Source organism: Neisseria sp. P0021.S005 (assembly GCF_051956955.1).
The window spans coordinates 1-10162 of the sequence record NZ_JBQCWY010000075.1 but is presented as its reverse complement, the minus strand read 5'-3'; the positions used below and the strand labels follow the sequence as shown (position 1 = coordinate 10162).

The following is a 10162-nucleotide window of genomic DNA, read 5'->3' as shown; positions in this document are numbered from 1 at the left end:
AAGTTAGGCAACAACAAGAATAGGAAAAAATGCGAAGAATTGATTTTAAAAGGAGGGCGTTGAGGTTTTGCAAGTATGGGATTGGGGTTAGCCCTGCTTTGGAAAGAGTTATTTGATACGGTAAAGTCGTTCACGAAGGTCAGGTGAAGCATTGCCTCGAACTCCTCCATGCTTGATAGCGTGAAGTTTTCGATAATAGGTTTACTTGGATAGACTTTAGAGAATGGGGGGTATTCAATTAATGCCGTCTGAAAAATAAGTCCTGAGCAAACCACGCTACGACTTATTTTCAGACGGCATTTGTATTCTGTGTTTTGCGATTTCTATTAAAGCGCTGCTTCCGAGCGTTCACCGGTACGGATACGGATAGCTTCTTCAACCGGATAAATGAAGATTTTACCGTCACCGATTTTGCCGGAATGTGCGGTTTCTAAAATGGCATCAACAGCCTGATCGACTTTGTCGTCAGCCAATACCAATTCGATTTTCACTTTAGGCAGGAAATCAACTGCGTATTCTGCGCCGCGATAAATTTCCGTATGGCCTTTTTGGCGGCCGAAACCTTTGACTTCGCTGACGGTCATGCCGGTAATGCCGATTTCAGTCAGGATTTCGCGTACATCGTCGAGTTTGAAAGGTTTGATAATAGCTTCGATTTTTTTCATATTAAGTCTCCTTGTTTGCAAAAAGGCCGTCTGAAACATTCAGACGGCCTTTGTTCCATCAAGTTCGTTCAAATTTTATTTGAGTGAACTTATTTCTTTTTCTGAGCCGGTAGGTCGGTACATACGCCCAATGCCACTTCCGCAGCCATACCGATGGATTCTCCCAGGGTTGGGTGTGGGTGGATGGTTTTACCGATATCGGCGGCATCACAGCCCATTTCAATCGCCAAGCAGACTTCACCGATCATATCGCCGCCGTTAGGACCAACGATACCGCCACCGATGATGCGGCCGGTTTCAGCATCAAAAATCAGCTTGGTGAAACCATTGTCGCAACCGTTGGCAATTGCACGGCCGGAAGCAGCCCATGGGAAGTTGGCTTTGGTAATTTTGCGGCCGGAAGCTTTGGCAGACAACTCGGTTTCGCCAACCCATGCCACTTCAGGAGAAGTGTAAGCAACACCCGGAATAACGCGCGCGTCAAAGTAGGCTTTATGGCCGGCACAGTTTTCCGCAGCAACGTGGCCTTCGTGAACGGCTTTGTGTGCCAACATCGGTTGACCGACGATGTCGCCGATAGCGTAGATGTGCGGCACGTTGGTGCGCATTTGTTTGTCCACTTCGATGAAGCCGCGGTCAGTTACAGCAACGCCTGCTTTTTCGGCGCTGATGAGTTTGCCGTTAGGCGCACGACCGGCAGCCACCAATACGGCATCGTAACGTTGTGGCTCTTTAGGCGCATTTGCACCTTCAAAAGTAACGTAAACGCCGTCTTCTTTAGGCTCAACAGCAACAGTTTTGGTGTTGATCATGATGTTGTCAAAACGGTATTCGTTTTGTTTTTGCCATACTTTAACCAAGTCGCGGTCTGCGCCTTGCATCAGGCCGTCCATCATTTCAACAACATCCAGGCGAGACCCCAAAGTGCTGTAAACCGTACCCATTTCGAGACCGATAATACCACCGCCGATGATCAACAGTTTGCCTGGTACTTCTTTCAGAGCCAGTGCACCGCTGGAATCGATGATGCGTGGATCTTCAGGAATGAAAGGCAGTTTGGTTACGCGGCTACCTGCTGCAATGATACAGTTTTTGAAGGCAACGATTTTTTTCTCGCCGGTAGGAGTCGCTTGCTCGTACACGTCGCCGGTAGTCAGCGACACTTCCAAGTGGTGCGGATCTAAGAATTGGCCGTCGCCTTGGATAACGTCTACTTTACGGCCTTTGGCCATGCCTGCCAAACCGGTAGTCAAACGGGAAACCACGCCGTCTTTGTAAGCACGCAGCATGTCGATATCGAGTTCAGGCTCTGGGTATTTGATACCGTTGGCAGCCAAGTGACGCACTTCATCGATAACGGCAGCATTGTGCAACAGGGCTTTGGAAGGGATACAGCCAACGTTCAAGCAAACGCCGCCCAAAGTTTTGTAACGCTCGACGATGGCAACTTTCAAGCCTTCGTCAGCAGCGGCAAATGCAGCAGAATAACCGCCAGGGCCGCCACCCAATACAACTACGTCGTATTCGGCATCGGCAGAACCGCCGAATTGAGCAGCTTGAGGAGCAGGAGCGGCTGCTTTAGGTGCTTCTTGCGCAGGAGCAGCTGGTGCTTCGGCTTTAGGAGCGGCAGCCGCACCTTCGGCTTCAACGACTGCAATCAAGCCGCCTTCGGAGATTTTATCGCCGACTTTAACTTTAACTTCTTTAACGACACCTGCAACTTCGGCAGGTACGTCCATAGTGGCTTTATCGGTTTCCAAAGTAATCAGGGTATCGTCCACAGCAATGGTGTCGCCTACATTTACTTCAACCGCAATAATATCTACGTTTTCGTGACCGCCAATGTCGGGCACTTTTAATTCAACTAAGCTCATGTCTAATCTTTCTGAATGATGTTCGGACTTCTTTTTTCAGACGGCCTGAGTAAAAAGGCCGTCTGAAAATGCTCGGATTACAGAGTAATGCGGCGGAAGTCTTTCAACAGGTTAGCCAGGAATACGGTAAAGCGCATACCGGCGGCACCGTCGATGACGCGGTGGTCGAAGGACAGGCTCAATGGGCACATCAGGCGAGGAGCGAATTCTTTGCCGTTCCAAACCGGTTTAATTTGGGATTTGCACACGCCCAAGATGGCAACTTCAGGAGCATTCACGATTGGCGTGAAGCCTGTACCGCCGATACCGCCCAAGCTGGAAATGGTAAAGCATGCGCCTTGCATTTCTTGTGGTTTGAGCTTGCCTTCGCGGGCTTTTTTAGACAATTCGGTCAGCTCTTGGCTGATTTGTTTCAAGCCTTTTTGATCCACGTCTTTGATTACTGGAACAACCAAGCCGTTTGGCGTGTCTGCTGCGAAACCGATGTTGAAGTAGTTTTTCAGCACCAAGTTGTCGCCATCCAAAGAGGCGTTGAATTCAGGGAAGGCTTTCAGTGCAGCAACAGAGGCTTTAATGATGAAGGCCAATGGAGACAGTTTCACGCCTTCGCGTTCCCATTCTTTGTTCAGCTGTTTGCGGAATTCTTCCAATTCGGTCATATCCGCTTCCTCGTGTACGGTAACGTGAGGAATCACAACCCAGTTGCGAGACAGGTTTTGACCAGAGATTTTCTTAATGCGAGACAGTTCTTTAACTTCGACGCTGCCGAATTTAGAGAAGTCAACTTTAGGCCATGGCAACAAGTCCAGACCACCGCCCAAAGAGGCAGCGGCAGGTTTGCCTGCACCGCTTTGCATAACGGATTTAACGAAGGCTTTAACGTCTTCGCCCATGATACGGCCTTTCAGACCGGTACCTTTAACTTGACCCAAATCTACACCCAATTCGCGCGCCAGTTTACGTGCGGAAGGACCTGCATGGGCTTTGGCAAAAGCAGCTTCGTCAATTTTGGCAGCTGCAGGTGCAGCTGGAGCAGGCGTAGCGGCTGGTGCGGGAGCAGCAGGAGCCGGAGCAGCGGCTGGTGCAGGTGCGGCAGCTTGAGCGGCAGGAGCAGGAGCAGCTGCGGCGGAACCGGCGGTTTCTACTTCGATAATGGCAGAACCTTCAGATACTTTGTCGCCAACTTTTACAAATACGGCTTTAACAACACCGGCTTCTGTACATGGTACGTCCATAGTGGCTTTGTCGGTTTCCAGAGTAATCAGAGTGTCGTCAACGGCAACAGTGTCGCCAACTTTAATTTCAACGGCAATAATGTCTACATCTGTATGACCGCCAATATCCGGGACAACAACTTTTACAGTTGCCCCGCCTGCAGGGGCTGCGGCAGGAGCGGCAGCGGGAGCTGCAGGAGCCGGGGCTGCATCGGCAGCGGGAGCTGCAGGAGCCGGGGCTGCATCGGCAGCGGCGGCATCGGTTTCAACGGTCAGAATAACACCGCCTTCAGAGATTTTATCGCCAACTTTAACTTTAACTTCTTTCACGACACCGGCTGCATCGGCAGGTACGTCCATAGTGGCTTTGTCGGTTTCTAAAGTAATCAGGGTGTCGTCAACGGCAATGGTGTCGCCTGCTTTAACTTCTACAGCGATGATGTCGACGTTTTCATGACCGCCGATATCAGGGACTTTGATTTCTACGATACTCATTTGAGTTCCTTTAATATTTTCAGTTTGATGCCGTCTGAAAACTGTTTCACACGGCATCGGTACAGTTTGTCTGTTCAAACCATTCAAACATTTGGTTTTCAGACGGCCTAATGTTAACAGGCCGTCTGAAACATCAATTAGCGTTTCCAGCTAGGAGCTGCATCGGCTTTAATACCATATTTTTCAATGGCTTGTTGAACGGTTTCTTTGCTGACTTTGCCCTGTTCGGCCAGAGCGCTCAATGCAGCAACGGCAACGTTGTAGCGGTCAACTTCGAAGAAGCTGCGCAGGTTGGCACGGCTGTCGGAACGACCGAAGCCATCGGTACCCAAGACGTGGTAGTCGTTAGGGATGTAGGCACGGATACGGTCAGCATAGCTGCGGATGTAGTCGGTAGCGGCAATAACCGGACCGTCATGACCTTGCAGTTGAGAAGTAACAAACGGTACTTTTGCAGTTTCCAATGGGTTCAGACGATTGAAGCGTTCCACTTCGATGGCATCGCGGTGCAGCTGGTTGAATGATGGGCAAGACCAGATGTCTGCTTCTACGCCGAAGTCGGCTTTCAACAATTCGGCACCGGCAATGACTTCTTGCAGGATGGTACCGGAACCCATCAATTGGACTTTTTTATCGCCTTTGCCGCCGGCTTTCAGCAAGTACATACCTTTCAGGATGTCTTGTTCTACGCCTTCAGGCATGTCCGGATGGGTATAGTTTTCATTCATCAGGGTGATGTAGTAGAACACGTCTTCGTGGTTAACATACATACGGCGCAAGCCATCGTGTACGATAACGGCTACTTCATATTGGAATGTCGGATCGTAAGTTACACAGTTTGGAATCAAATCTGCTTGAATGTGGCTGTGGCCGTCTTCATGTTGCAAACCTTCGCCATTCAGTGTTGTACGGCCGGCTGTACCACCCAGCAGGAAACCGCGTGCATGCATATCGCCTGCTGCCCATGCCAAGTCGCCGACGCGTTGGAAACCGAACATAGAGTAGTAGATGTAGAAAGGAATCATGGCAAAGTCGTTGTTTGCGTAGCTGGTCGCAGCAGCAATCCAGTCAGCCATAGCACCTGGTTCGTTAATACCTTCTTGCAAGATTTGACCGTCAACAGATTCTTTATAGAACATCAGTTGGTCTTTATCTTGAGGAGTGTATTGTTGGCCTTTAGGGTTCCAAATACCGTATTGACGGAACATACCTTCCATACCGAACGTACGGCTTTCATCTGGAACGATAGGCACCACGCGTTTGCCGATTTTTTTGTCTTTCAACAAAGTAGACAGGATGCGGACGAAAGCCATGGTGGTTGAGAATTCACGGTCACCGCTGGATTTCAGTTGAGTCTCAAATGCTGACAGTTCAGGCACTTCCAGAACTTCTTGGGTAGGTTTGCGTTGAGGCAGGTAGCCACCCAAAGCTTCACGGCGTGCATGCAGGTATTTGTATTCTTCGCTGTCGGGAGCAAAAGTCAGGTAAGGCAGGTTGCCACTGTCGATTTGCTCGTCGGTAACAGGAATGTCAAAGCGATCACGGAATTGTTTCAGAGAAGCTTTGTCCATTTTCTTGGCTTGGTGAGCAACGTTTTGACCTTCGCCGGATGCACCCATGCCGTAACCTTTAATGGTTTTAGCCAAAATGACAGTAGGTTTGCCGTCGGCGTGGTTCACTGCGCGGTCGTAAGCGTTGTACACTTTTTGAGGGTCGTGACCACCGCGGTTCAATGCCCAAATTTGTTCATCAGTCATATCGGCGACCAATGCTTTCAGTTCAGGCGTATTGAAGAAGTGTTCGCGAACGTATGCACCGTCTTTGGATTTGTAAGTTTGGTAGTCACCGTCCAGGCACTCTTCCATACGTTTGCGCAGGATGCCATCTTTGTCTTTTGCCAAGAGGCGGTCCCAACGACGACCCCAGATGACTTTCACAACATTCCAGCCGGCGCCGGCAAAGTTGCCTTCCAGCTCTTGAATGATTTTGCCGTTACCGCGTACTGGACCGTCCAAACGTTGCAGGTTACAGTTGATGACGAATACCAGGTTATCCAAGCCTTCGCGTGAAGCCAGAGCAATAGCACCTTGGCTTTCAGGTTCATCCATTTCGCCGTCGCCACAGAATACCCATACTTTACGGCCTTTGGTTTTAGCTAGGCCGCGAGATTCCAAGTATTTCAGGAAACGGGCTTGGTAAATCGCCATCAATGGGCCAAGACCCATAGATACGGTTGGGAATTGCCAGAAGTCAGGCAACAGGTGAGGGTGAGGATAGGAAGGCAGACCATGACCGGCAACTTCTTGACGGAAGTTGTTCAATTGGTCTTCAGTCAGACGGCCTTCAACGAAAGCGCGTGCGTAGATACCAGGGGCAACGTGGCCTTGGAAGAATACCAAATCGCCTTCTTCGCCTTCACCTTTAGCTTTCCAGAAGTGGTTGAAGCCGACTTCGTACATAGTGGCGGCTGATTGGAAAGATGCAATGTGTCCACCCAATTCCAAATCTTTTTTACCTGCGCGCAAAACGATAGCGGCAGCGTTCCAACGAACGAATGCACGGATACGGTGTTCGATGTTTTGGTCGCCAGGGATGCCTTTTTCGTCTTCAACGGAAACGGTGTTCAAGTATGGAGTAGTGGTGCCATGGGGCATACGGATGCCTTTGTCACGGCTGTATTTGACCAAACTTTCCAGCAGATACTGGGCGCGTTCGCTGCCTTCATATTCTAAAACAGAGCTTAACGCGTCTAACCATTCTTTGGTTTCAATTGGGTCAACATCGTGTAATTGGGTGGACATAATATCTATCCTTGTGTTGAGTGTTTTTCAATGACGGAGTATTACTCCGATATTTTCGTTTGTGAACATATATGAGTTAAAAACGAAAATTCCTAGAGTCAAATTCGAAAAAGTCTTAATTACTGAAATGTTTTCAATACGTTATAACCGTTGATGAAAAATCAGAAAGAATAGAACTTTTTGCGAACCGGCCAACCTGCAAATGCTATCAGTAATTGGGCAAACTGGCAAATCATGCTGTAGATATTGATAGGATGTAAAGGTTAAAATAAGATTTTTTAAAAGAGTTATGGAGCTTGTTTTTAAATCGGGATATTGAGTGGATACAGTAAAAAAGCATCAGATATTTGAGTAAATGGATTCGAATACGAAAAATATTTTTCAAATTTCGTTTTAAATTGAAAGTTTATATTGGATTTAGGGTTTGAAAGAGAAAATTTAGATTATCTGATTCTTTACAAAGAGAATAGGCCGTCTGAAGACTTTAAAGAGATTAAGAGGAAATGGGATTTGAAGATGATAATTATTTAGGAAGAGTAAATGAAAAAATGACATGTACAGGCTTTTAGTTTAGCTCTGAACATGTCATTTATGTAGGAAGTTAGAATTTCAGACGGCCTTTAAACTGCAGAGGATTTTTGGGCAAATTGCTTCCATTGAGCTAAAAGCTCTTTGAGAACATCTTGCTGCTCATGTCCATGTTGGATGGCTTCTTGCAGCCAAAAACATGCGTTATTGATGTCTTTCTCTACACCTAGGCCGTGGTAATAGAGACAGGCAAGATTATATTGGGCCATTGTATCCCTTTGTTTGGCTGCAGCTTCAAACCATTTTGCAGCTTGGGCATAGTCGACAGGTACACCTTGTCCACTGTAATACATCATGCCAAGATTGGTTTGGGATTTGCTGTGTCCATGTTCTGCGGATTGATGGTATAGATCCAGTGCTTCAGCGTAATTTTGTTGACGTTTTAAGCCATAGTGCGCTGCAAATGCCAGTTTGTATAGGCGCTCGGCCTCTTGACGTTGGAGGGCGATTTCTTTGGTTAACTCATAGTTTTGCTGGTTATTCAACGCACTGTCAGATAGAAGTTTTTGGTAAGCGACAAGATTGCCTAAGTCGGCTGCGCGTTGATAATACTGACGGGCGGTGTTTGCATCAACTGCTCGTCCCAATCCGTAGCGATGGATATCTCCCAAAAGGCGCAAGCCTTCCGGATCATTTTGGTCCGCAGCAGACTTGGCGTGTTGATAGGCTTTTTGAGGGTTTCGCTCGGTGTTTTTTCCCAAAAGATAGATTTCGGCAAGTGCTACATGCGCATTGCTGTCACCTTGTGCGGCAGCTTTTTCAAACCATTCCAATGCTTCAGCAGGATTTGATGCGACTAAGAGTTCTGCAAGAGAAGTTTGCGCCGGAACAATGTCGTAATTGGCGGCAATGCGTAAATGTTCGATTGCTTTTTCAGGATTTTGTGCGACACCTTGACCCAATTTATATTGAAGACCAAGTTGCCAGTGTGCTGCAATAAACCCCTGTGCGGCAGATTGCTGGTAGAGTTTATGGGAGTATTCTAAATCAGGGGTGCTTGAGTATTGGTAGTGTTGGGCTAAGAAATATTGCGCCTGAGGGTTTTGTTGCTCGGCAGCTTTCAATGCCCATTTGACTGCTTCTTGGTCATTGCCGCTATCCGCATATAAACGCATCAGGCGCAGCTGGGCCGGGACCAAGTCTTCTTTGGCAAGTTCTTGATAGGCTGAAATAAGCGTTTCTACTTCTGCGCCGTTATTTTCTTGTAATTGGAGAAGATTGTAGCGGGCATAGGGATGACCGGCTCTTGCCGCTTGTTTTAAATATTCAACTGCAATTGCTAAATCTTGTTCGTTTTCTTGGTTTTCGAACAGGCATCCTGCCAGCTGAAATGCAGCCTCAACATGCCCGGCTTCTGCTGCTTCGCAGAGCAATGGGATGGCTCGTGCAAAGTCAGGTGGGTCTTGAGTGATTAATTTTTCTGCTAGCAGAAAAGATTCTTCATATTGTTGAGCATTCATCGGTTTGCTTTTATATTTTGTGAAGGATTAGGAATAAAATAATCGGCCGACAGGGTGCGGCCGTTATGATTTTGTAATTTTGAGGTTATTTACAAAAACAGGCAACCGTATTTGTACTTTTATACTTAGAATAATGGAATAATTTTTTTTATGCTGCATAAATACAACAGAAGGATATGATAAAGTGGGTTGAGAAAATACTTCTGCTGTTTATTCAGTTTAAATTATTTATCATCCGGTTTTTTACGCCACAAAACAAGTAATTTGCCAATATGTTGCACCAGTTGAGCACCCAGTGTTTCACACAGGGCATCACAAATTTCAATACGTTCAGCACGATCATCGCCAAAAACACGGACTTTAATCAATTCGTGTGCTGTCAATGCGGCGTCGGTTTCTTTAATGACGGAGTCGGTCAAACCTTGTTGGCCAACAATAACAACGGGATGAAGGTGGTGTGCTTGGGCTTTCAAGGCCAAAATTTCTTTGGTGCTTAGTTTGTTGTCGCTCATTTTGATAAGTATCCAATTAAAAAGAATAATGGCTATATTGTACGCGATTTAGAACATTTACGGGGGAAATAACGTACAATGCTGATTTCAACTTAAGCATTTCAAATCAAGATGGCTGTACGCTCAAAATCTTCAAAAGCATGGCTGCATGAGCACGTCAACGATCATTATGTCCATATGGCACAAAAAGACGGATATCGTGCCAGAGCGGCTTATAAATTATTGGAAATCAATCAAAAAGATAAATTAATCAAGCCGGGTACGGTTTTGGCGGATTTGGGCAGCGCGCCGGGAAGTTGGTCACAGGTAGCGGCCAAGCTGGTCGGTAAAACAGGGGCAGTGTTTGCTTTGGATATTTTGCCGATGGATGCTATTGAAGGCGTGTCGTTTATTCAGGGCGACTTTAGGGAAGATGCTGTTTTGGAACAGTTTGAAGCCTTATTGGATAATCGTCCGTTAGACCTTGTAATCTGTGATATGGCACCCAATATGTCAGGCAATGCCGTAACAGACCAGGCACGCAGTTTTTATTTGTGTGAACTGGCTTTGGATT

At 47.1% G+C, this 10162-nt stretch carries 7 protein-coding genes; 1 reads left to right on the top strand and 6 read right to left on the bottom strand.

The window, feature by feature from the left end; genetic code table 11:
• Positions 1 to 326: 326 nt before the first annotated feature.
• From ACTHUE_RS06470 to yhbY, 6 genes are all read right to left on the bottom strand, one after another.
• Positions 327 to 665 (bottom strand): P-II family nitrogen regulator, encoded by a 339-nt coding sequence (locus tag ACTHUE_RS06470; protein WP_003683576.1) that lies wholly within the window; start codon positions 663 to 665, stop codon positions 327 to 329.
• Between the two features lie 89 nt (positions 666 to 754).
• A complete protein-coding gene (gene lpdA, locus ACTHUE_RS06465) occupies positions 755 to 2539 on the bottom strand; it encodes a dihydrolipoyl dehydrogenase (protein ID WP_049344805.1) in 1785 nt (594 codons plus the stop codon).
• A 77-nt stretch (positions 2540 to 2616) separates the two neighbouring features.
• The gene (gene aceF, locus ACTHUE_RS06460) at positions 2617 to 4248 is read right to left on the bottom strand and encodes a dihydrolipoyllysine-residue acetyltransferase (protein ID WP_440361169.1); all 1632 of its coding nucleotides are present in this window, start codon (positions 4246 to 4248) and stop codon (positions 2617 to 2619) included.
• A gap of 137 nt (positions 4249 to 4385) precedes the next feature.
• Positions 4386 to 7049 carry a pyruvate dehydrogenase (acetyl-transferring), homodimeric type gene (gene aceE, locus ACTHUE_RS06455; RefSeq protein WP_004520617.1) on the bottom strand — a complete coding sequence of 888 codons (2664 nt, stop codon included), beginning with the start codon at positions 7047 to 7049 and terminating at the stop codon, positions 4386 to 4388.
• 620 nt (positions 7050 to 7669) lie between these two features.
• Positions 7670 to 9097 (bottom strand): tetratricopeptide repeat protein, encoded by a 1428-nt coding sequence (locus ACTHUE_RS06450; RefSeq protein ID WP_004520615.1) that lies wholly within the window; start codon positions 9095 to 9097, stop codon positions 7670 to 7672.
• A gap of 224 nt (positions 9098 to 9321) precedes the next feature.
• Complete coding sequence (gene yhbY / locus ACTHUE_RS06445; protein ID WP_004520614.1) at positions 9322 to 9609, bottom strand: ribosome assembly RNA-binding protein YhbY; 288 nt, start codon at positions 9607 to 9609, stop codon at positions 9322 to 9324.
• A 111-nt stretch (positions 9610 to 9720) separates the two neighbouring features.
• Between yhbY and ACTHUE_RS06440 the strand changes: the two genes are divergently transcribed.
• Positions 9721 to 10162: RlmE family RNA methyltransferase (locus ACTHUE_RS06440; RefSeq protein ID WP_440423136.1), on the top strand; the 442-nt coding region annotated here is incomplete at its 3' end.